This is a genomic window from Pseudomonas sp. SAS7, from assembly GCF_052112345.1.
Classification (GTDB): domain Bacteria; phylum Pseudomonadota; class Gammaproteobacteria; order Pseudomonadales; family Pseudomonadaceae; genus Aquipseudomonas; species Aquipseudomonas putida_Q.
In genome coordinates this window covers 489550-512550 of the sequence record NZ_JBEGGO010000001.1, presented here as the reverse complement: position 1 = coordinate 512550, position 23001 = coordinate 489550, and the positions used below count along the sequence as shown (strand labels likewise).

Below are 23001 nucleotides of genomic sequence, written 5' to 3'. Positions count from 1 at the left end.
CCATCACGTGTTCGCGTCAGCCAAAAGCTGCGCGCTGCCAATGCGCTTCGCTCACGATCGCGATGTTCGCGCCGGCTTCCCTGATTTCCACTGCTTTCTTGATCTTCGTGCCATAACTGCTATGCAGCCATTGGTCATTGCCAATACTGCCAATGACCAAGTAGTGGATCTTCTTGCTGACCCCGGCGGCGACTGCCCCCCCACGTTCTATCACCAGTGCTTCGCAATCTTTGCGAGGCCCGTAAGCCATTGTCCCGGTAAACAGGAAAGTGCGGTCTCTCCATTCCAGTGTCGGTTCGGGACAATCAAGTGGCAATGTGGAGGGCGAAGAAAAGGGGTTGTCGCTGCAACGTGGCTTGCCGGTGAACTGTTGCAAAAGCTCCAGCAGTTCAGCTGACTCGGTGGCATCCAGCACATTGTCCTGAAGCATGTCACTCAGGCGACGGTATAATAAATTGATAACCGGATCTTCGAGATGAATGAGCTGCTGCTCCATCCATCCCCTGAGAAACTCAGCCTCTTGTTGATTGACTTGATTGTCAGCCGTCAGGCCGGCAGCGATGCCAATCAGTGCATCAACTGATCGCTGTGCGATTCGCGCTTCGTGGAAAAAGCGGCTGTTCTGAAACTCTTGGTAAAGATCGACCATTCCCTGCTCCTCGTTTCTATTCCGTTAGAATCACAGCGTCGGCATATTTTGCCTGGTCCGGTGTAAATGTGGTGATCATGCCCGTGTGATTACAGCTCAAGGTGATTTCTGATCGTACGTCGATGAGCAGATCTTCGCCACGAAGGCCCTGCCATTGGGCCAGGTATTTGAAAGACCCGAACTTCATGGGTTTTTTCAATGCGCGATCATGTCCGCCTTTCCAACCAAGAACAGGGAGTGCGCCATTGGCACAGTGTTGGGCAAGGTCAGGTTGAGCCAGGGCCCGTTCACGACCAATCTCCCAGCACCGAATCAAGCCCTCATCGGGACCTTTCCATGCCTCTTCCCAAGTGAGTGATTGGCGGATAGGTTGATGGTGTGGGCGTTGAATGACTCCTGCAGTGCTATCCATGTCTGAAATTGTCCGTAGTGTCCAGTTGGATCGATGCTACTAATTGGCCATTATTGTGTCTAGTGCTTGCCGGTGTTCTGCCAGGTACCTATTTGTGGGGTAAGCCGGGATGGTTTTTTGTTAGCCTAGGCTTTGTTGCAACGCCTCGATAAACACCTCTTCCGCCCGGCTGAACCGCTGTTCCTTGTTCCACAACAGGTGAATATCCACATCGGCAATCCCTTCCTGCGGCGGCAGCTTCCACAGCAACCCCGCTTCGACATCCGGTGCCACCACATGCTCGGGCAGGCAGCCGATGCCGAATCCGGCGATCACCAGCCGGCGTACTTCCTCAAGGCTTGGCGATGAGGCCACGATCCGCCCGGCAAACCCTTGCAGGTCACGGAAAATGGTCAGCGGTGACAACATGCCGCCAATCTGGTCGCTGGTAAAACTGACGAAATTCTCCCGTTGCAAGTCGCCTTCGGCCTGGCCGAACAGGGCATGGTGCTTGCCACAGAAAAACGCATAGCGCTGGCGCAGGAACAGCCGCTGTTCCAGCCGTGGCTGTGCACGCCGGGTGAGGCTAAGGCCCGCTGTGGCGGTTTTTTCCTGCAGGGCGGCGACGATGTCGGAGCTGCGCATCACGTCGATTTCCAGTTCCACTCGCGGGCGCTGGCGGTGGAAGTCGGCCAGGAAGTTGTCGAAGCGTTCGCTGACGATGCGGCTGATCATCAGCAGGCGCACCTTGCCCACCACTTCGTCTGCCGGTTGCTCCAGCAAGCCGCCGATCTGCGACATTTGCCCATACACCTCGCCGGCCAGCTGGAACAGCTGTTCGCCCATTTCTGTCAGCACGAAGCGCGGCCCGCGGCGGGCGATGAGCTGGCGGCCGAGCTGCTCTTCAAGGCGCTTGAGCGCCTGGCTTACCGCCGGTTGAGTGAGGTGCAGGCGGGCGGCGGCGCGGCTGATGGACAGCTCCTGGCCGATGACCCGGAAGGTGCGCAGCAGGTTCCAGTCGAGGCGATCGTTGAGCAGGCGGTCAGACATGGCGGGGGCTCGATAATAAGCGTGGTTAATAGTTCGAATAATAAATAGAAAATTGACTAATCATAGCCCTGGGCCGATAAATCGCAGGCATCGGAGCCTATTGCATCGGTGTCGGCCTCTTCGCGGGCTTGCCCGCTCCCACAGGTACTGCACTGTCAGCAGACATTGTGCGATCCCTGTGGGAGCGGGCAAGCCCGCGAAAGGAGCCAGCGCCAAGTCAATAGGCCAAGCGCCACGAGAGCGCCGCCGTGTCCCAGCAACTCCTGCCAGAACAACAAGCAAAGGAGCCCCCATGAAGCCCACCGCTTCCGCCCAGCCGCGCCGTGCCGCAGCCGCCGCGTTCATCGGTACCATGATCGAGTGGTACGACTTCTACATCTACGCCACCGCCGCCGCCCTGGTGTTCGGTGCCTTGTTCTTTCCCTCCGACGACAGCCTGTTCAGCACCATGGCCGCGTTCGGCACCTTCGCCGTGGGCTTCTTCGCCCGGCCGCTGGGCGGCATCGTCTTCGGTCACGTGGGCGACCGAATCGGCCGCAAGAAGTCGCTGGTCATCACCCTGCTGATGATGGGCATCGTTACCGTGTGCATCGGCCTGCTGCCGACTTACGCGCAGATCGGCGCCACTGCGCCGGTGCTGTTGATCCTGCTGCGCATCGTCCAGGGCATTGCCGTGGGTGGCGAGTGGGGCGGGGCGGTATTGATGGCCGGTGAGCATGCGCCCAAGGGCCGGCGCAACTTCTTCGCCTCGTTCGCCCAGCTGGGCAGCCCGGCTGGCCTGATTCTGTCGCTGCTGGCCTTTGGCGCGGTTACCCGCCTGCCCGAAGAGGAACTGATGAGCTGGGGCTGGCGCGTGCCGTTCCTGGCCAGCGCGCTGTTGCTGCTGGTGGGCCTGGCGATTCGCCTGGGGGTGAATGAGTCACCCGAGTTCATCGCCAGCCGCGAGCAGGCGCAAAAGGCCCGGCGCAAGGAGCAGGCGCCAGTGTTTGAAGTGCTGCGCACCGCCTGGCGCCCGCTGTTGCTGTGCATCGGCGCCAACACCCTGGGCATTGCCGGGGTCTATTTCACCAACACCTTCATGATCAGCTACACCACCCAGCAGTTGCACCTGGAGCGCTCGTTGATCCTTGAATGCCTGTTCTTTGTGGCGATCATCCAGCTCTGTGTGCAGCCGCTGGCGGCGTGGCTGTCGGAAAAGGTCGGCGCGACGCGCTTCCTGGCGCTGGTCGCGCTGCTGGCGATGGCCTCGCCCTACCCGATGTTCGTGCTGGTCAGCTCGGGCCAGGGCCCGTTCATCGTGCTTGGCATCGCCCTGGCCGCCGCCTGCATGGCCTCCTTCTACGCGGTGATTGCCGGCTATGTCAGCGGCATGTTCGAAACCCGCGTGCGCTACACCGCCATTTCCCTGGCCTATCAGATCTGCGGCGCCATCGCCGGCGGCCTGACCCCGCTGATTGGCACCTGGCTGGCCCATACCTTCAGCGGCCAATGGTGGCCGATGGCAGCCTTCTACACCCTGATCGCCACCATTTCGCTGGTTTGCGTGCTCGCCTTGGCCCGCCAATACGCCCGCAGCCAGCGCCTGGAACTGGCCTGATCGAACCCCAATTATCCTGGAGTACCCGCATATGTTGAAAAGCAATGGCGAACGCCTGTGGGCGAGCCTGATGGCCATGGCCGAAGTGGGCGCCACCGCCCGCGGCGGCAGCTGCCGCCTGGCCCTCAGCGACGAGGACAAAGCCGGCCGTGAACTGTTCAGCCACTGGTGCCGCGAAGCGGGCCTCAACCTGTCGGTAGATGCCATCGGCAACCTGTTCGCCCGCCGTGCTGGCAGTGACCCGCATGCCGCCCCGGTCATGATGGGCAGCCACCTCGACACCCAGCCCGAAGGAGGCCGTTTCGATGGCGTCTATGGCGTGCTGGCCGGCCTGGAGGTGGTGCGCCGCCTGAACGACCTGAACATCCACACCCGCAAGCCACTGGAAATTGCCGTATGGACCAACGAGGAGGGCGCGCGCTTCACTCCGGCCATGTTCGGCTCGGCGGTGTTCACCGGCAGCCTCGCGCTAGCCGAGGCGCTGGCCATCCGCGATGCCGATGGCGTCAGCGTCGCCGATGAACTGTACCGCACCGGGTACGCCGGGCAGCGCCCGCTGGGTGGTGAGGTGGATGCCTATTTCGAGGCGCACATCGAGCAAGGTCCGATCCTTGAAGACAACGCCAAGGCCATTGGCGTGGTCAGTGGTGGCCAGGCCATCCGCTGGTTGGACGTGACGGTTGAGGGCATGGCGGCACACGCCGGCACTACGCCGATGCCGCTGCGCAAGGATGCGCTGTACGGCACCGCGCGGATGATCCAGGCGGTCGAGCAACTGGCAGCGGACTTTGCCCCCGAAGGCCTGACCACCGTAGGTGAGCTCTCCATTGCCAAGTCCTCGCGCAACACCATTCCCGGCCTGCTGCAGTTCACGGTCGACCTGCGTCACCACCGCGACGACGCCATAGAAGCCATGGAGCGCGAGCTGACCCTGAAGCTGCAAGCCATCGCCAGCCAGCGCGGCCTGCAAGTGCGTATCGAGCGGCACTGGGTCAGCCCGGCGACCCCGTTCGATGCCGACTGCGTGGCTGCCGTGCAGCAAGCGGTGGATGGCCTTGGGTATGCGCAGCAATCGATTGTCAGTGGGGCGGGTCACGATGCCATCCTGTTGGCGCGTTACTGTCCGACGGCGATGGTGTTCATCCCTTGCGTTGGCGGCTTGAGTCACAACGAGGCTGAGGACGTGCTGCCTGATGATGCCCGACAGGGCGCTGATGTACTGCTGAACGCCGTGCTGGCCCGGGCAGGCCATGTCGACATAACTCATTGAATAGCGGGGACCCTGTGGGAGCGGGCTTGCCCCGCGAACACCGGCAAAGCCGGTGCCAGGCACCGCGTGGCCGCCTTCGCGGGACAAGCCCGCTCCCACAAGTTCCTGCAAACCTTACCCACGCTGAGGATGTCGTGGCGAACTACATCCCACTCCGGCGTACATGCTTGACGAACACCTTCTCCAGCAACTCCCACATCGCCGGGTCCGTACTGAACGCCACGTTGAAGCGCATCCACCCGGTCGCCTTGGCATCGACCATGAACAACTGCCCAGGCCCAAGCATGATGCCTTTCTCCAGCGCATCATCCAGCAACGCAGCGCTGTCCGGAATCGCCGGGTGGCGGGTCCAGATGTACATGCCTTCATCCGATTCGGTGAACAGTTCGAAGCCCAATCGATGCAGATGGCGCCCAACTTCCTGATGCGCTTCGGCCAGCCGCTGGCGCAGGCGCTTGAGGTGCTTGCGCCAGCGGCCGTCGATGATCGCGGCGTACACCACACGCTCCATCACCTGCGAGGTGGTGAGGCCTGACCGCATCTTCAGGTGCAGGAGTTTCTGCATCAGCTCGGGGTTGGCCAGCATGTAGCCGACCCGCACGTTGGGCGAGATGCTCTTGGAGTAGCTGCCCACGTACACCACCTGCTGCAGGTGGTCGAGGCTGGCCAGGCATGGCTGCGGCTCGGCGACCATGTCGGCATACAGGTTGTTCTCCACCAGACGGAAGCCATGCTGGCTGGCCAGCTGCAGCAGGCGGTGCAGCTGCGGCAGCGGTGTGCGTGAGCAGGTCGGGCTGTGCAGGTGCGGCTGGGTGAAGAACGCCGTCGGGCGGTGGTGGGTGAGCAATTGTTCCAGCTGGTTCAGGTCGTAGCCGGCCGGGGTGCGTGGCACGCCGACCAGCGTCGCGCCCTGGGTACGCAGGATGCTCATCAGGTTGGGATAGCCCGGGTCGTCCACCAGTACCACATCGCCTGGGCGCACCAGCGTACGTGCGGCCAGGTCCAAGGCCTGGCTGGCGCCGTGGGTGAGCATCAGCTGCGCCGGGTTGGCGACGATGGAAAGCTCTTGCTGCAAATTCTGCGCAGTCAGCGTACGCAGCTCCATCAGGCCCATGGGGTCGCCGTAGCCCGACAGTTCCAGCGGGCTACCCGCCACCTGGCGCAGCCCCCGACGCAGGCCTTCTTCGTACATCCAGTCGTTCGGCAGCCAGCCGCACCCCGGTTTGTAGGGTAACTGGCGGATCTCGAAGATCTGCTGCAGGTACCACTCGGAGTTGAACGTTGGTCGACTGGCGTCGGCCTCGGTAGTGTGCCGCTCCAGTAGTTCGCCCGCCGCACGGTTGACGAAGAACCCCGCATTGCCACGGCTCACCAGCAGCCCCTGGGCGACCAGGCGATCATAGGCCTCGACCACGGTGAAGGTACTCACCGAATAGCTCGCGGCAAAGGCGCGGATAGACGGCACCTTGGCGCCCGGCTTCAGGGTCTGGTTGTCGATCAACTCGCGCAACCCGTCGATGATCTGGTTGACCAGCGGGGTGGAGGAGTCTGGATGTAATTCGAACATTCGGGGCCTTCAGGATGCGTATCGCCTGGCGTCTGCAGGGTGTACTGCAAGGGCGACCTGTACAGTGCAGTGCGAGATTCATGCCACTGTGCATGGCTCTCTGCGTCGGACATTTTTACATTAGGTGTCGGATATCGCCACATAAAGCATGTTCAGTTCGCTCCAGGCAGTCGTCCTGGGGCGCGTCAGCAGGCCGCCATGGAGGGCCTGCGTGTGTTCGTTCACACCATCCTGCCCGCATTAGCACTGATGTACAGGTGAAACCGCCAGCCATCGGGGTTTCACGGTTTTCCTTGGATAAAAAGAAGCACGGGGTACACAACTGATGGACGCAACATCCACAACCACCACCGCGAAAGGCGGGCACGAGAGCAAGCTCAGTGCCTCGCTGAAGTCGCGCCACCTGACGATGATGTCGATCGCCGGGGTAATTGGCGGCGCCCTGTTCGTCGGATCCGGCAGCGTGATCCACAGCGCCGGCCCAGCCGCTGTCCTGGCCTACCTGGCGGGCGGCATCCTGGTGGTGCTGATCATGCGCATGCTGGGTGAAATGGCGACTTCCTCGCCAGACACCGGCTCGTTCTCCACCTACGCCGACCGCGCCATTGGCCGCTGGGCCGGTTTCACCATCGGCTGGCTGTACTGGTGGTACTGGGTCATCCTCATGGCCTGGGAAGCCTATGTGGCGGGCAAGATCCTGCATGGCTTCTTCCCCGACGTTAGCGTCAACGTGTTCGTGCTGGCCACGACCCTGTTGCTGATTACCGTCAACTTCTTCAACGTCAAGCACTACGGTGAGTTCGAGTTCTGGTTCGCCTTGATCAAGGTGATCGCGATCGTCTGCTTCCTGATCGTGTGTACCGCTGCCGTGATGAACGTGTGGCAGTTTGGTGAAGTGCGTGGCATCAGCCACCTCACCGCCGAAGGCTTCATGCCCAATGGCATCACCACCGTGATTGGTGCCTTGCTTGGGGTGATGTTCGCCTTCCTGGGCGCCGAAATTGTCACCATCGCCGCTTCCGAAGCCAAAGACCCGGCCGCGCAGATCGTCAAGGCCACCAACTCGGTGGTATGGCGTGTGTGTCTGTTCTACGTCGGTTCGATCTTCCTGATCGTCTGCCTGGTACCGTGGAACGACCCGCACCTGGGCGTTTCCGGCTATGGCGCCTACCGCCGTACCCTGGAACTGCTGGGCGTGCCGTATGCCGAGCTGCTGATGAACTTCGTGGTGCTGACTTCGGTGAGCAGCTGCCTGATCTCGGGCCACTACACCGCTTCGCGCATGCTGTTCTCCCTGGCCCAGCGTGGCGATGCGCCGTCGTTCTTCAAGATCACCCGCGCCGGCACTGGTGTACCGGTGTACGCGATCATGGGCTCGTGTGCGGTGGCCGTGGTATGCGCGCTGATCAACTTCAGCGAGACCCTGCGCCCGAAAGACGTGCTGGATACCCTGATGAACACCACGGGCATGATCGCCCTGCTGGTGTACCTGGTAATTGCCTTCTCGCAGCTGCGCATGCGCCGCAAGCTGATTGCCGAAGGCAAGGAAGTACGCCTGAAGATGTGGCTGTTCCCGTGGCTGACCTACCTGGTGATCGCGTTCATCGTGGCCGCCCTGGTAACCATGGCCTTCATGCCTGACTACCAGATCCTGGTGATTTCCACCGGTATCGCGGCGGCAGTCGTGGTGGCAATGGGTGTGGTGCACCAGATCCGTTCTGGTAACAGCAAGCAGCACTAAGCGTCACTCGTGTCTGGAAACGGCCGGCTCCCTCTGGGACCCGGCCGTTTCGCGTTGTTGGGCCTGGGGTTTTTCTGCGGGCATGTGGAAGCGCTGGTTCATCCACGGCGAGCCGAGCAGGGCGGCGGTGGCAATCAGGGCGAGGATGGCGAGGGCGATGTAGGTCTTCATGGGCATGCGCATAAATGGACTGACTTCACGCATAGGTGGTCAGTTCCGGCCGTCTGGCCGGCAAGCCATAGCAGACAAACACAGGTCTGGCCCCTACAATGCGAAGCATTATCACTTGGCGCCGGCCCACCATGTCTAATACACCGCCCAACCAGGAACTGCTTGACGCGCTGGCGTTGCACTATGACGACCTGGTCCGCTACATCCGCCAGCGCTTTCGCGACCGCCATTTTGCCCGCGACCTGGTGCACGACGTCTACCTGCAGATTCTCGACAAGCCACCCCGTCAGCGCATTTCGTTGCCGCTGGCATTTCTGCGCAAGGTCACCTTCAACCGGGCCATCGACCGGGTGCGCGCCGAATCACTGCGGGCGGCTCACCTGGCTGCCGCGAGCCATGACGAACCGGCCCTGGACAGCTGGGACGGTGCGCGCGAACTGGATTTCGAGCAACAGCTGCATGCCCTGCTGGCGATTATCGAGGCCCTGCCGGCACGTCAGCGCCAGGTGTTCCTGTTGCACCGCATCCATGGCATGGCTCAGCGTGACATTGCCGCCGAGCTGGAGATTTCGGTCAACATGGTCACCCAGCACTTCAACCGGGCGTTGCGTACCATCGCCAGCCGCTGGGAACCGGCCCGGCGCCTGCATGGCGAGGGGCGGGCATGAGCCAGGGCAAGCGTGAAAGCAGGCCCCAGGCCGACCCATTGGAGGCGTTCAGCGAAGCCCTGCGTGAGCGGGTGGCGTCCCGCGAGGCGTTGCTCGCCGAAGGCAAAGCCATGACCGCACGCCGGCGCAAGGTCGGCAAGGCGGCCAAGGCCAGCCTGCTGTCGTTGTTGCTGGCGGGCAGCCTGTGGTGGCTGGACCCTGCCTGGCATACCGAGCAGGTGCGGGTGGCCGTGGGCGCGCAGCGCGAGCTGGTGCTGGCAGACGGCAGCCAGGTGCTGCTGGATTCGGGTAGCCGCCTGCAGATTGAACGGCGCCTGCGCAGCCGGCAGTTGGAACTGTTCGAAGGGCAGGCGCGGTTTACCGTAGTGCATGCCGATGCGCCGTTCATTGTGCGCAGCCAGGGCGTGCGGGTGCGTGATATCGGCACGGTGTTCGATGTGCGCAGCGATGTGCGTGGCGTGCGGGTAGGGGTGCTCGAGGGGGCAGTCGAGGTCGGCATTGGGCACGGCGCTGTGCAGCCACTGCGGGCCGGGCAGCAACTGCTTGCTGCTGCTGGCGAGTTGGGCGAGGTGCAGGCCGTCGCGTCAGGTGCGATAGAGGCCTGGCGCAGCTCGGTGTTGCGTTTTGACGGCACACCGTTGCGCGATGCGATTGTGGATTTGCAGCGCTACAGCGAGGTGCCACTGCGGCTGGCGGATGAACGTACCGGGGGTTTGCGCTTGTCGGGTGAGTTCGACAGCCGGCAGGTGCGGGCACTGCTGGAGCAGTTACCGGCGGTGTTGCCAGTGGCTGTGGTGCGTGCGGCGGATGGTGGGCTGGTCATTGGCCAGACTGACTCATCGTCAGCCTGGCGTAAACCCTTGTAGGAGCGGCCTTGCGTCGCGAAAGGGCCGCAGTGCGGCCCCAGCAATTATTGAGATGAAGCGAAAATCCCGGGGGCGCTTCGCACCCCTTTCGCGACACAAGGCCGCTCCTACAGGAAGGCGCACAGGCAGGAGCAACCGATAATTATTTTCATTGGCACATCAACATTCGCCCATGGCCAACCGCCATCCCCATGAAGTCACTTGAATCGTTCATATGGGGAACACATGGGTAACCACCTTTTACCGCTGACGCTGCTGGCTGCCAGCCTGCTGACCTGCGCCACCGTCCAGGCGCAGGATGCCACCTTCAGCCTGGACATCCCGGCCCAACGCCTGGACCGCTCGCTAAACACCCTGGCCCAGCAGACCGACACCCGCATCCTGTTTTCCACCGATGCTGCCGAGGGCCGTCAGGCGGCCGCCGTGCAAGGGCGCATGAGCGTCGCCCAGGCCTTGCAGCAGCTGCTTGCCGGCTCGGGCCTGCAGTTGCAGCGGGCCGGGGAGGGTTACCTGATCGGCGCGCCGGCCAGTGGCCCGGCGTTGGAACTGGGCGCTATCAACATCGACAGCCAGCGTTACGGCAACAGCACCGACGGCACCGGTGCCTACACCTTGGGCACTACACGCGCCGGTACAGGCCTTGACCTGTCGCCGCGCGAAACGCCGCAGTCGATCAGCGTGGTCACCCGCCAGCGCATGGACGACCAGGGCCTGAACGACCTCACCGAAGTGTTGCAGCAAACCCCGGGCCTGTCGGTCCAAAGCCTGGGCAGTGAGCGGTTCAACATCTACTCGCGTGGCTATTCGGTAGACAACTACCAGTTCGACGGCATCCCCACCACCCTTGATATCGTCAGCCAGGTGTCGGCGCAGAGCCTGGCCGACATGGCCATCTACGACCATGTGGAGGTGCTGCGCGGTGCCACCGGCCTGCTGACCGGCGCAGGTGACCCTTCTGCCACCATCAACCTGGTGCGCAAGCGGCCCACCCCCGAGTTCAAGGGACATGTCAGCGCTGGGCTGGGGTCGTGGAACAAGTACCGCACCGAGGTCGACCTGTCCGGGCCGTTGACCCCCACCGGCAATGTGCGCGGACGCATGGTTGCCGCCTACCAGCAGAACGACAGCTTCGTCGACCATTACCACCAGGAAAAGCAGGTGTTCTACGGCATCCTGGAGGCCGACCTGAGCGACACCACTTTGCTCACCGTGGGCGCTGACTATCAGCGCAACCGGCCAGAGGGCTCGTCCTCGGTGGCCTTCCCGCTGTTCTACAGCAATGGTGAGCAAACTGATTTTTCCCGCTCCACCAACAGCGCCGCGCGCTGGAGCAGCAACCCCCAGGACGCGCTGAACACTTTTGCCAGCCTCGAGCAGAAACTGGGGCACGACTGGAGCCTGCGCCTGGCAGTGAACCAGATGTACATCAACCGCGACGACTACAGCCTGGCCACCGCCAGCTGGGGCTTCCCCGACAAGCAGACCGGCGAGGGCGTGCGCCTGTACGGCGGTGCCGGCAGCACCTGGCAGAAGCAGGTTGGCGTGGATGCCCAGCTCAAGGGGCCATTCGAGGCATTCGGCCGCCAGCATGACCTGGTGCTGGGCTACAACTTCTCCCGCTACCAGAACCACCACGACCCGCTGCGCGGCACCGCGATCGAAGGCACCCGGGTCAACTTCTACGACTGGGACAACTACACCACCAAGCCTGACACCGGTAATGGCAAGCTGTACGACGGCGACACCAGCATCTACCAGAGCGGTACCTACCTGGCCACGCGCCTGCGGCCCACCGACGACCTGTCGCTCATCCTGGGCGCCCGGGTCAGTAACTACCGCTACCGCTACGACCTCAGCACGCAGCCGAACAAGATCCCGGGTAACCGTGAAAGCGGCGTGGTCACGCCCTATGCCGGTGTGGTCTACGCGTTGAACGACATTCACTCGGTCTATGCCAGCTACACCAGTATCTTCAAGCCGCAGACGGTACGTGATGCCGGCGGCGCAACGCTGGCGCCGCGCGAGGGCGACAACTACGAAGTCGGCCTGAAAAGCGAGTATTTTGACGGGCGCTTGCAAACCAGCGTCGCTGCGTTCGAGATCAAGCAGGACAACCTTGCCGTGGTCGACCCAGGCCGAGTTGTGCCAGGTACCACCACGGCGGCCTATGAAGCGATTTCCGGTGCCACCACGCGTGGCTTCGAAGTGGAAGCCAGCGGTGAGTTGCAGCCGGGCTGGAACCTCACCGCCAGCTACAACCACAGCATCATCAAGGATGCCGACGGCGAGCGCATCAACACCGTGTTTCCGGCCAACATGGTCAAGCTGTGGACCACGTACCGCCTGCCGGGCGAGCTGGACCGCCTGACCGTGGGTGGCGGCATGAACTGGCAGAGCGGCACGCACTTCACCGCCGCGCCTGCCGAACTGGGTACGGTCAAGGCCAAGCAAGGGCAGTTCGCCGTGTTCAACCTCATGGGCCGCTACCAGATCACCGACCAGCTTTCCACCACGCTGAACGTCAACAACCTGTTCGACAAGAAGTACCTCAGTGCGCTGGATACCACGTTCTACAGTGGCTATTACGGCGAGCCACGCAACCTCATGGTAACCACCCGCTGGGACTTCTGACGGCCCGCACACGCTTCCACAAAGATCGCGTCCAAGTTTTCGGAAGGGACCCGCAGGGTCCTACTTGGCATATGCTAGGCACATTGCCCGCCTAAAGGAGCCCCACATGGCTTGGTCCGCCAACCAGTATTCCCTGTTCGAAGACGAACGCACCCGTGCCGTACGCGACCTGCTCGCCGCCATTCCGTCACGCCCGGTGCGCCATGCCACCGACCTGGGCTGCGGCCCGGGCAATTCCACCGAGGTGTTGCTGCAACGCTACCCCGATGCCCAGGTGACCGCGCTGGACAGCGACCCGGACATGATCGACAAGGCCCGCGAGCGCAAACGGCTGTGCATCCCACGGGTACGTACGGTCATCGCCGACATTGCCGGCTGGTCTGCCCCCGAGCCGCAGGACCTGATCCTGGCCAATGCCTCGCTGCAATGGGTACCTGACCACGCCTCGCTGTACCCGCACCTGGTACGCCAGTTGAGTGAAGGCGCCAGCCTGGCCGTGCAAACCCCCGACAACCTCGACGAACCGGCTCACCGGCAGTTGCGCGAGATTGCCAGCCAAGGCCCTTGGGCGGCGAAATTCGCCGATTTCCAGTTGCCGCCACGGCACGGTGCGGCGTTCTACTACGACTTGCTCAGCCCGCTGTGTGCGCGAGTGGATGTGTGGCGTACCACCTATCACCACCCTTTGGTGGGCGGTGCCGACGCGGTGGTGGAGTGGTTCAAGGGTTCGGCGTTGCGGCCTTACCTGGCCAGGCTTGATGAGCAGGAGCAGGCTGACTTCCTGCAGATGTACTTGCAGGCCATGCAGCGCGACTACCCGCCGGCCACCGATGGCAAGGTGCTGCTGCCATTCCCGCGGTTGTTCGTGATCGCTACCCGCTAGGGCGGCGCCAGCGCCAGGCCACGTAGCTGTAGATGCCGAGGTTGAGCAGCAGCACAACGCTGCCCAGTAGCAGCTGGATGTGCGGTGTCAGCCCGACGGGGTAGATCAGTGGCCAGATGTAGTGCTCGACAAAGCCGCCCTGATAGCCTGCGCCCCCGGCTGCGCTGCGCATGCGGTTTTCCCAGGTGGTGAGCGGGCAGCCCAGGTGCAGGCACTCCACCGCCAGGCCCCAGGCCAGGGCCGGCAAGTGGATGAACAGGGCAGGGCGCCACTTGAGCACCAGCAGGCCGCCGAACAGCACCACCAGGATGAAGGCCAGGTGCAGCAGGACCAGGGTGTCGGCGGCCAGGCGGTAGAGCATGGTGGTTGTTTTGTGGGTTGAGGTTATCCCAGCATAGCTGCATGGCTTGTACTGGCCTCTTCGCAGCACAAGGCTGCTCCTACAGGTTATCGCATCCCTCTGTAGGAGCAGCCTTGTGCTGCGAAAGGGCCGGTACGGGCTTACAAACCTTCTTCAACCATCTGCAAAAAGGTCGCCACGACACGCCGCGTACGCTGCTCGCTCAGGCACACCAGCGTCTCGGTCAAATGCCGCTGACAATCCACGATCGGCAACGCACACACCCGCGCATCGGCGCCAAACTCCGCCGCCGATACCACCCCCACGCCAATCCCTACCACCACCGCCTCACGCGCCGCTTCCCGGCCCTCCACCTGTATCGCCGGGCGAATCCGCAAACCCGCGCGTTGCATCTCTTCTTCCAGCGTCTGTCGCGTCACCGAACCGGGCTCGCGCAGCACCAATGGCGTGTCATCAAGGTCGGCCAGGCTGATCGAGCCACGGCTGGCCCACGGGTGGTGGTGCGAAACAAACGCCACCATCGGGTCGCGGCGCAGCGGCAGGCAATGCAGGCGCTCATCGTCGACATCCCGGCCGAGCAAGGCCAGGTCGGCCTGATAGCTGAACAGCCGCGCAAGCGACTCGTCGGTATTGCCCGTTTCGATCTTCACCTGGATGCCCGGGTAGCGCTGGCAGAAGCGGGCGATCTGCGGCAGCACGTGCACCGGGGCATCCACTGCCAGCACCAGGCTGCCGGTGTGCAGCGCGCGCGAATCGTGCAGCAGCTCCTGCGCCTCGGCCTCGCAGGCGAACAGGCGCTGGCTGATGCCCAGCAGGCGCTCGCCAAGGTCGGTGAGCTGCACCGAACGCTTGTTGCGGTGGAACAACAATACGCCGAAGCGCTCCTCCAGTTTGCGCACTTGGTCCGACACCGCTGGCTGGGTCAGGAACAGCTTTTGCGCAGCGCGGGTAAAGCTGCCGTGCACGGCCACCGCATGGAAGGCCTTGAGTTGTGCGTGGGAAACCGACATGGCTGACCTCAGTAACAAGCTGGGCTTATGTGTGTAATACGATAAATCGATTTTATTTATCTTAGCGCAACTGTTTCCATAGATGTCAGCCCGGTGCCGGCATCACGAATGCCGCCAGGGCCCTGGTACCCACACGGTGCCACCTGACCCGATGACAGCCTCGTCATCGCTGTGCGTAACACAAGAACAAGACAGGCGTTTCTTCACATTCTGCCGGCACACTTGAGCAAGAGGTCAGACACACATGAATCATTCCCTAGCCGCGTTCAAACGCTGGCGCATCCAGATTTTCGCCATCACCTGGCTGGCCTACGCCGCCTTCTACTTCACCCGCAAAGCCTTCTCGGTCGCCAAGCTGGGCATCGCTGAAGACCCAAGCTTCATGCTCGACAAGGCCGCCATGGCCAACCTCGACGCCATCTACCTGGCCGCCTATGCCGTGGGCCAGTTCACCTGGGGCATGCTCGCCGACCGATTCGGCCCGCGGGTGGTGGTACTTGGCGGGTTGCTGATTTCTGCTGTGGCAGCGGTGGTGATGGGCAGCTACGCCACCTTCCCGATCTTTGCCACCTGCATGCTGGTGCAGGGCCTGGCCCAGTCCACCGGCTGGGCCGGTTTGTGCAAGAACATCGGCAGCTTCTTCCCGGCCTCGCAGCGTGGGCGGGTACTGGGCCTGTGGAGTTCCTGCTATGCCTTCGGCGGCCTGGTGGCCTCACCGTTCGCGGGGTGGTGGGCCTATACCCTGGTGGGTACCTGGCACGCAGCGTTCTTCTCCAGTGCCGCCGTGGTGGCTTTGGTGGCCGTGCTGTTTTTCTTCCTGCAGCGCAACAAGCCTGAAGACGTCGGCCTGCCGGCAGTAGAGCCCGAGCCGCAGAGCATGGCGCCGGGCGGCAATCTGTGCAGCGTGTGGGCACCCCTGAGGGAGATCCTGCGCAATCGCACGGTGCTGACCCTGGGGCTTGCGTACTTCCTGTTGAAGCCGGCGCGCTACGCCATCCTGCTGTGGGGGCCGGTGATCGTGTTCGAGCAGATGCCTTCAGTAGGCAAGGTCGGCGCGGCAATCATCCCGACCGCCTTCGAGCTGGCCGGGCTGCTCGGCCCGATCCTCATCGGCCTGGCCTCCGACAAGCTGTTCGGCGCCCGGCGCATGCCGGCCTGTGTCATCAGCCTGGTGCTGCTGACCGTGACGCTGGCCGGGTTCATGGCGGCCATGCACACCGGCAACGTGTTGCTGGTGGTGGCATTGCTGTTTGTCATGGGCCTGACCCTGTACGGGCCCGACTCAATGATCAGCGGCGCTGCGGCCATCGACTTCGGCACGGCCAAGGCCGGTGCCACCGCCGCCGGGTTCGTCAATGGCTGCGGCTCGGTGGGGGCGGTGCTGGGCGGTCTGCTACCGGGCTACTTCGATGGCGTCACGGTGTTCATTGTGTTCGCCGGCTGCGCGCTGTTCTCGGCGCTGGTACTGCTGCCGCACTGGAACAGCCGCCCGGCCAGTGATGCACAAAGCACCGACGTGGCACCGAATACCAGCATGGCAATCAAGCCACTGCGTACCTGAAAGGAAAGCAAGCGAATGAGACCCTTCTGGCTGCAACAGGCCCTGGATTCGGCGCAAGAAGCGGTGTGCCCGCCGCTGCAGGGCGATACCGGTTGCGATGTGTGCATTGTCGGCGGTGGCTACACCGGCCTGTGGACGGCGCTGATGCTCAAGGAGGCGGTACCGGCCCTGGATGTGGTGCTGATCGAGGCCGACATCTGTGGCGCCGGTGCCAGTGGCCGCAATGGTGGTTGCGCGTTGTCCTGGTCGGCCAAGTACTTCACCCTCGAGCGCCTGTTCGGCATGGCCGAGGCGGTGCGCCTGGTGCGCGAGTCAGAGCGCAGCATCGGGGACATCGGCGCGTTCTGCGCGGCCAATGGCATCGACTGCGACTATCGGCTGGACGGCACGTTGTATACCGCCACCAACACGGCCCAGGTCGGCGCCACCGATGCGGTCATCGCCGCGCTGGAGCACAAGGGGATCAACTCTTTCCACCGCCTGCCGCTGGAGCAGGTGCAGCGTCTGGCGGGTTCGGCGCGGCACCTGGAGGGCTGGTTCTCGCCGGCTGCCGCCACGGTGCAGCCGGGCAAGCTGGTGCGCGGCCTGCGCCGGGTGGCCTTGCAGCGCGGCGTGCGCATTCATGAAGGCACAGCCATGACCGGCCTGGAGCACGGTGCCCCGGTGCAGGTACGCACCGCTCATGGCACAGTGCGCGCCGACCGCGTGGTGCTGGGCCTCAATGCCTGGATGGCGCGTGCCTTCCCGCAGTTCGAGCGCAGCGTGGCGATCGTTTCCAGCGATATGGTGATTACCGAGCCGTGCCCCGAACTGCTAAGCCAGATCGGTCTGGACAGCGGCATCAGCGTGCTCGACTCGCGTATTTTCGTGCATTACTACCACAACACCTCTGATGGCCGGCTGATGCTTGGCAAGGGCGGCAACACGTTTGCCTATGGCGGGCGCATGCTGCCGGTATTCGACCAGCCGTCGCCGTACCGGCCATTGCTGGGCGAAACCCTTGGCGAGTTTTTCCCGGCCTTGGCCGAGGTGCCACTGGCGGCCAGCTGGAACGGGCCGTCGGACCGCTCGGTGACCGGCTTGCCGTTCTTTGGCCGGTTGGACGGGCAGGGCAACGTGTTCTACGGCTTTGGATACTCCGGTAGCGGCGTTGGCCCGTGTCATATGGGCGGGCAGATTCTTTCGTCGCTGGCGCTGGGGCTGGATAACCCGTGGACCCGTTCGCCGCTGGTCAAGGGGCCGCTGGGGCTGTTCCCGCCCGAACCGATCCGCTACCTGGGCTCGCTGATGGTGCGCAATGCCATCCGGCGCAAGGAGCGCGCCGAGGATCACGGCTTGCGGCCGCGTCGGCTGGATGTGCGCCTGGCGCGGTTTGCGGCGGCGGCGGGCAAAGCCGATAAAGGCTGATGAGATTTCTTGTCGATCCCATGCCTGAGGGCGTATAAAATGCACCCACTTTTGGCCGGTCGCTTCCTGAACCGGCCGCTGAAACAAGAGAGTCGACATGGGCGCACAGTGGAAAGCCAAACATAGAGAAACAGCGGCCAATGCCAAAGGCAAGGTCATGGGCAAGCTGTCCAAGGAAATCCAGATCGCTGCCAAATCGGGCGCCGATCCCGACATGAACCCACGCCTGCGCCTGGCCATCGTGCAAGCCAAGAAGGCTTCGATGACCCGCGAAACGCTGGAACGGGCGATTCGCAAGGGCGCTGGTCTGGACGGTGATACCGTGCAGTACTCTGCAGTCAGCTACGAAGGTTTCGCGCCGCACCAGGTACCGTTGATCGTCGAGTGCCTCACCGACAACGTCAACCGCACTGTCGCGCAAATCCGCGTGCTGTTCCGCAAGGGCCAGCTGGGCGCCAGCGGCTCGGTGGCCTGGGACTTCAACCACGTCGGCCTGATCGAAGCTACCCCGGAAGGGGACGCCGACCCGGAAATGGCCGCCATCGAAGCCGGCGCCCAGGACTTCGAAGAAGGTGAAGAAGAGGGCTCCACCCTGTTCATCACCGACACCACTGACCTGGATGCCGTGCAAAAGGCATTGCCGGAGCATGGCTTTACCGTGACCTCGGCGAAGATCGGCTACACCCCGAAGAACCCGGTGAGCGCAGCCAGCCTGAGTGCTGAAGCACTGGCTGAGGTTGAAGCGTTCCTCGAAGCGATCGACGAGAACGATGACGTGCAGAACGTCTACGTTGGTCTGACCGCCTAAAAAGCCGGGGCCGCGTTGCGGCCCATTCGCGACGCAAGGCCGCTCCCACAGGGGTTATGCATTCCTCTGTAGGAGCGGCCTTGTGCCGCGAAACGAGGGCAAAGCCCTCGCCTGCGGTCTGGAGCCGAACCCTTGATGAACCCCACCTTCGCCTCCCTCAGCCTCGCCCACCTGCGCACCCTCGACCACCTGCTGCAGCTGAAAAACCTCAGCCACGCCGCCGAGCGCCTGGGCGTCAGCCAATCGGCCCTGAGCCGCCAGCTGGCCCACCTGCGCGACGCCTTCGACGATCCGCTGCTGGTGCGCCAAGGCCGCGGTTATGTATTGAGCGAATACGCCGAAGCCCTGGTCGAACCGCTGCGCCAGGTTCTCGAAGAACTGCACGCCCTGCGCCAACCCGCGGTGTTCGACCCGGCGCGCTGCGAGCGGCGATTCTGCCTGGCCGCCTCGGACTACGTGGCCGAGCATATGCTGCCGCTGCTGGTGGCCGCGCTGGAACAAGAAGCCCCGGGCGTATCGCTGGAATACCGTACCTGGCAGGCCGGCCAGTATGCGTTGTTGGCCAGCGGTGAAATCGACCTGGCAACCACCTTGTTCGACGAGTCGCCCCCCAACCTGCACGGGCGCTTGCTGGGCGAGGACCGTGCGGTGTGCCTGATGCGCCACGACCACCCGCTGGCTGCGCACACCGCGCTCAGCCAGGCCGATTACCTAGCGCACAAGCATGTGCGGATCTCCGGCGGTGGCGACAAGGACAGTTTCATCGACCGCCACCTGCGCGCCCAGGGCCTGCAGCGACGGGTCAGCCTGGAAGTGCCGTTTTTTTCCGCCACCGTAAAGGTCATTGCCAACAGCCAGGCCGTGGCCACCGTGCCCGAGCATATCGCCCGGCAATTGTGCCGCTTGCATGACCTGGCCTGGCGGCCGTTGGGCTTTATCGACCACAGCCAGCGCTACTGGGTGGTATGGCACCAGCGGCTGCAGGCTTCGGCGGAGCACCGCTGGCTGCGCAACCGGGTGTTCGAGCTGTGGCGTCAGTCGCAGTTCGGCGTGCAGGGTGGGCATGCGGGTTTGCCATAGCAGGTATGCGCAAGGCGGGGTTATTCGCCGGGGGACAGGTGCCTAGACTGGGGGCATTGTGTTGCCTGTTCCGGCCTCTTCGCGGGTAAACCCGCTCCCACAGGGACTGCACCGTTCTCGAACTTGGTGCAGTCCCTGTGGGAGCGGGTTTACCCGCGAAGAGGCCAGCACAGGCAGTGGATTACCCTCAGGAGAGCCCCCACGTGACCCCCGAACAATTTCGCCAGTACGGCCACCAACTGATCGACCTGATCGCCGACTACCGCCAGACCGTCGGCGAGCGCCCGGTCATGGCCCAGGTCGAGCCTGGCTACCTCAAGGCTGCCTTGCCCGACACCGCTCCGCAGCAAGGTGAACCCTTCGAAGCCATCCTCGACGACGTCAACCAACTGGTCATGCCCGGCCTGTCCCATTGGCAGCATCCGGACTTCTACGGCTACTTCCCCTCCAACGGCACCCTGTCCTCGGTACTTGGCGACTTCCTCAGCACCGGCCTGGGCGTGCTGGGCCTGTCGTGGCAGTCCAGCCCGGCCCTGAGCGAGCTGGAAGAAACCACCCTCGACTGGCTGCGCCAGTTGCTCGGCCTGTCGGGCCAATGGAGCGGGGTGATCCAGGACACGGCCTCTACCAGCACCCTGGTGGCGCTGATCAGCGCCCGTGAGCGTGCCAGCGACTACGCACTGGTGCGCGGTGGCATGCAAGCCCAGGCCAAACCCCAGATCGTCTACGTCAGCGCCCACGCCCACAGCTCGGTGGACAAGGCCGCGTTGCTGGCCGGTTTTGGGCGCGACAACATCCGCCTGATCCCCACCGACGAACACTACGCCCTGCGCCCGCAGGCGCTGCTGGCAGCCATCGAGCAGGACCTGGCAGTGGGCAACCAGCCATGCGCCGTAGTGGCCACCACCGGCACCACGACCACCACTGCGCTAGACCCGTTGCGCCCGATTGGCGAGATCGCCCAGGCCCATGGCCTGTGGCTGCATGTGGATTCGGCCATGGCCGGTTCGGCGATGATCCTGCCCGAATGCCGCTGGATGTGGGACGGCATCGAGCTGGCCGATTCGGTGGTGGTCAATGCGCACAAGTGGCTGGGGGTGGCCTTCGACTGCTCGATCTACTACGTGCGAGATCCGCAGCACCTGATCCGTGTAATGAGCACCAACCCAAGTTATCTTCAATCGGCAGTGGATGGCGAGGTGAAAAACCTGCGTGACTGGGGTATCCCGCTGGGCCGCCGGTTCCGCGCGTTGAAGCTGTGGTTCATGTTGCGCAGCGAGGGTGTCGAAGCGTTGCAGGCGCGACTGCGGCGTGACCTGGACAATGCCCGGTGGCTGGCGGAACAGGTCGGGGCGGCGGCGCAGTGGGAAGTGCTGGCACCGGTGCAACTGCAGACCTTGTGCATTCGCCATCGGCCGGCGGGCCTGGAAGGGGAGGCGCTGGATGCGCATACCAAGGGGTGGGCCGAGCGGCTGAATGCGTCCGGGGATGCGTACGTGACGCCAGCGACGCTGGACGGGCGATGGATGGTGCGGGTGTCGGTGGGGGCGCTGCCGACTGAGCGCGAGCATGTCGAGAAGCTTTGGCAGAGGCTGCAAGAAGTGGTTGCAAGCTGAAATTGCCGGGGGCCGCGTTGCGGCCCATTCGCGGCACAAGGCCGCTCCTACAGGTGGATCGCATCAGCCCAGGCTTGCGCGTTCCCCTGTAGAAGCGGCCTTGTGCCGCGAATGGGCTGCAAAGCAGCCCCTTGCAATCTATCAGTGGCTCACTGCCTGAAGGCTACCTTTACGGCTAGCTTCATACGCTGCCTTTTCCATCGGCTTGGCGTCCGGGTTACCCAGGTCTTCCATCGCCAGGCGGTGGGTTTCCGGGGCGATGTAGGCGGCCAGGGCGCACACGCAGGTGATGAAGAACGCCAGGCTACCTACTACCAGCGGGATGTTGTCCGAGCCAGGTGGTGCAACCAGGGCGAACAGCGCCGGCAGCATGGCGGTCAGCATGGTGCCGATGTTCTGCGCGATGGCCATGGCCGAAACACGGTAGCGGGTGTGGAACAGCTCAGGGTAGAAGCTTGGGAACACCGCGTTGTAACCCTGGTAGACCATGCCCCACATCACGATCGATGCGGCGAATGCCATTGGCACGTTCTGGATGCTGATTGCATACAGGTAGACGAAGGCCAGCAGGCCAGAGCCCAGGCAACCGGCGATCATGGTCGGGCGGCGGCCGATCTTGTCCGACAGGTTGCCGATGAACGGGATCACCAGTACTGCGACGATATTGCCGACCACCGGGATCCACAGGTACACGCTCTTGTCGAAGCCGATGCCATAGGCCGGCTGCACCGCGTAGGCCGCACCGAAGATGGTGGCCACCACCGGGATCACGTTCATCAGGGCCATGAACATCACCAGCACCATGTGCTTCCAGCTGTGACGGAAGGCTTCGCTGATGGGCGACTTGGCAACCTTGTCCTGCTTCTCTTCCTTCACGAATGCCGGGGTTTCATGCACTTCCTTGCGGATGATGAAGCCTGCGATCAGCACGATGGCGCTCATCAGGAACGGAATGCGCCAGCCCCATTCGGTGAAGGCTTCGCTAGGCATGAAGTAGGCCAGTGGCAGGAACACTGCCGCTGCCAGCACCTGGCCGGCTTGCACACCTTGCAGGGTGAAGCTGGCGTAGTAGCCTCTTCGACCGAACGGCGCGTGCTCCATGATCATGGAACTGGCCCCGGAAATTTCCCCGGCCACGGCAAAGCCCTGGATCAGGCGCAGCACCACCAGCAAGGCCGGCGCGAGGTAGCCGATGTCGTGGTAGGTGGGCAGCAGGCCTACCGCCATGGTCGACAGGCCCATCAGGAACATGCACAGCAGCAGTACGTTCTTGCGACCGCGGGTGTCACCCCAGTGGCCCAGCACGAAAGCACCGACCGGACGCGCCAGGTAGCCCACGCCGTAGGTGGCCAACGAGGCGATGATGGCCATTTTCGGGTCGGTATTGGGGAAGAAGATCTGCGGGAAGATCAGTGCAGCGGCCTGGGCGTAGATGAAGAAGTCGTAGTACTCGAGTGCCGAGCCTATCCATCCACTGGCGGTCGCTTTTTTGGCTTGCGAGCTGGAGTGAGCCATCGTTGTCTCCGTTGTTATTGTTGTTTGCGCAGGTTCCGCCGTTGGTTCGCCAAGGCAGGAGGCAGTGGTCGGTGTGCCTGCGTCTGTGGTTCATGTTGACCACGGGCCAGCGGTCTAGCAATTCGTTAAAACGGGTTTTGTGCGATAATCGAACGCAAA

20 protein-coding genes are annotated in these 23001 nt (G+C 63.4%); 12 read left to right on the top strand and 8 right to left on the bottom strand.

Annotation, left to right across the window (positions count from 1 at the left end; translation table 11 throughout):
* Positions 1-16: 16 nt before the first annotated feature.
* The 3 genes from ABI582_RS02225 to ABI582_RS02215 all read right to left on the bottom strand — a co-directional run bounded on the left by ABI582_RS02225 (position 17) and on the right by ABI582_RS02215 (position 2090).
* Positions 17-649 carry a BRCT domain-containing protein gene (locus ABI582_RS02225; protein ID WP_132839671.1) on the bottom strand — a complete coding sequence of 211 codons (633 nt, stop codon included), beginning with the start codon at positions 647-649 and terminating at the stop codon, positions 17-19.
* Between the two features lie 16 nt (positions 650-665).
* On the bottom strand, positions 666-1061 hold the full coding sequence (locus tag ABI582_RS02220; protein ID WP_061202459.1) for a hypothetical protein: 396 nt from the start codon (positions 1059-1061) through the stop codon (positions 666-668).
* A gap of 120 nt (positions 1062-1181) precedes the next feature.
* Positions 1182-2090, bottom strand: a complete 909-nt coding sequence (locus tag ABI582_RS02215) for a LysR family transcriptional regulator (RefSeq protein ID WP_049275512.1) — start codon at positions 2088-2090, stop codon at positions 1182-1184.
* 292 nt (positions 2091-2382) lie between these two features.
* Between ABI582_RS02215 and ABI582_RS02210 the strand changes: the two genes are divergently transcribed.
* Both ABI582_RS02210 and ABI582_RS02205 read left to right on the top strand, forming a co-directional pair.
* Positions 2383-3687, top strand: a complete 1305-nt coding sequence (locus ABI582_RS02210; protein WP_442118276.1) for an MFS transporter — start codon at positions 2383-2385, stop codon at positions 3685-3687.
* A gap of 31 nt (positions 3688-3718) precedes the next feature.
* Positions 3719-4957 (top strand): Zn-dependent hydrolase, encoded by a 1239-nt coding sequence (locus ABI582_RS02205; RefSeq protein ID WP_442118275.1) that lies wholly within the window; start codon positions 3719-3721, stop codon positions 4955-4957.
* A gap of 142 nt (positions 4958-5099) precedes the next feature.
* Here ABI582_RS02205 and ABI582_RS02200 read toward each other — a convergent pair whose 3' ends face one another.
* Positions 5100-6524: an aminotransferase-like domain-containing protein gene (locus ABI582_RS02200; RefSeq protein ID WP_442118274.1), complete on the bottom strand. Its 1425-nt coding sequence runs from the start codon at positions 6522-6524 to the stop codon at positions 5100-5102.
* Between the two features lie 325 nt (positions 6525-6849).
* Between ABI582_RS02200 and ABI582_RS02195 the strand changes: the two genes are divergently transcribed.
* Positions 6850-8265, top strand: a complete 1416-nt coding sequence (locus ABI582_RS02195; protein WP_019470891.1) for an amino acid permease — start codon at positions 6850-6852, stop codon at positions 8263-8265.
* Between the two features lie 3 nt (positions 8266-8268).
* Here ABI582_RS02195 and ABI582_RS02190 read toward each other — a convergent pair whose 3' ends face one another.
* Positions 8269-8448: a hypothetical protein gene (locus ABI582_RS02190; protein ID WP_243055177.1), complete on the bottom strand. Its 180-nt coding sequence runs from the start codon at positions 8446-8448 to the stop codon at positions 8269-8271.
* Positions 8449-8567: 119 nt separating this feature from the next.
* Between ABI582_RS02190 and ABI582_RS02185 the strand changes: the two genes are divergently transcribed.
* The 4 genes from ABI582_RS02185 (at position 8568) to tam (ending at position 13484) form a co-directional block, all read left to right on the top strand.
* The gene (locus ABI582_RS02185; protein ID WP_403004585.1) at positions 8568-9104 is read left to right on the top strand and encodes an RNA polymerase sigma factor; all 537 of its coding nucleotides are present in this window, start codon (positions 8568-8570) and stop codon (positions 9102-9104) included.
* Complete coding sequence (locus tag ABI582_RS02180) at positions 9101-9970, top strand: FecR family protein (RefSeq protein WP_442118273.1); 870 nt, start codon at positions 9101-9103, stop codon at positions 9968-9970. Before ABI582_RS02185 ends, ABI582_RS02180 begins: the two co-directional genes overlap by 4 nt.
* 225 nt (positions 9971-10195) lie before the next feature.
* On the top strand, positions 10196-12601 hold the full coding sequence (locus tag ABI582_RS02175) for a TonB-dependent siderophore receptor (RefSeq protein WP_442118272.1): 2406 nt from the start codon (positions 10196-10198) through the stop codon (positions 12599-12601).
* A 106-nt stretch (positions 12602-12707) separates the two neighbouring features.
* Positions 12708-13484: a trans-aconitate 2-methyltransferase gene (gene tam, locus ABI582_RS02170; RefSeq protein WP_442118271.1), complete on the top strand. Its 777-nt coding sequence runs from the start codon at positions 12708-12710 to the stop codon at positions 13482-13484.
* Here tam and ABI582_RS02165 read toward each other — a convergent pair.
* Together ABI582_RS02165 and ABI582_RS02160 are read right to left on the bottom strand one after the other, a co-directional pair.
* A complete protein-coding gene (locus ABI582_RS02165) occupies positions 13474-13845 on the bottom strand; it encodes a DUF2784 domain-containing protein (RefSeq protein ID WP_442118270.1) in 372 nt (123 codons plus the stop codon). The two genes, tam and ABI582_RS02165, sit on opposite strands and share 11 nt — an antisense overlap.
* Positions 13846-13985: 140 nt before the next feature.
* Positions 13986-14855 (bottom strand): LysR substrate-binding domain-containing protein, encoded by an 870-nt coding sequence (locus ABI582_RS02160; RefSeq protein WP_258656435.1) that lies wholly within the window; start codon positions 14853-14855, stop codon positions 13986-13988.
* Between the two features lie 244 nt (positions 14856-15099).
* Between ABI582_RS02160 and ABI582_RS02155 the strand changes: the two genes are divergently transcribed.
* The 5 genes from ABI582_RS02155 to ABI582_RS02135 all read left to right on the top strand — a co-directional run bounded on the left by ABI582_RS02155 (position 15100) and on the right by ABI582_RS02135 (position 21327).
* A complete protein-coding gene (locus tag ABI582_RS02155; RefSeq protein WP_442118269.1) occupies positions 15100-16416 on the top strand; it encodes an MFS transporter in 1317 nt (438 codons plus the stop codon).
* 15 nt (positions 16417-16431) lie between these two features.
* Positions 16432-17823, top strand: coding sequence for an FAD-dependent oxidoreductase (locus ABI582_RS02150; protein ID WP_132839685.1), 1392 nt, complete (start codon positions 16432-16434; stop codon positions 17821-17823).
* 97 nt (positions 17824-17920) lie between these two features.
* Complete coding sequence (locus ABI582_RS02145) at positions 17921-18631, top strand: YebC/PmpR family DNA-binding transcriptional regulator (RefSeq protein WP_016500402.1); 711 nt, start codon at positions 17921-17923, stop codon at positions 18629-18631.
* A gap of 135 nt (positions 18632-18766) precedes the next feature.
* Positions 18767-19711 carry a LysR family transcriptional regulator gene (locus tag ABI582_RS02140; protein ID WP_442118268.1) on the top strand — a complete coding sequence of 315 codons (945 nt, stop codon included), beginning with the start codon at positions 18767-18769 and terminating at the stop codon, positions 19709-19711.
* A 203-nt stretch (positions 19712-19914) separates the two neighbouring features.
* Entirely contained in the window at positions 19915-21327 is a 1413-nt protein-coding gene (locus ABI582_RS02135; RefSeq protein ID WP_442118267.1) for a DOPA decarboxylase, read from the top strand.
* Positions 21328-21468: 141 nt separating this feature from the next.
* On the opposite strand, the gene ABI582_RS02130 is transcribed toward ABI582_RS02135, so the two are convergent.
* Entirely contained in the window at positions 21469-22842 is a 1374-nt protein-coding gene (locus tag ABI582_RS02130) for an MFS transporter (RefSeq protein ID WP_306378756.1), read from the bottom strand.
* Positions 22843-23001 lie beyond the last annotated feature (159 nt).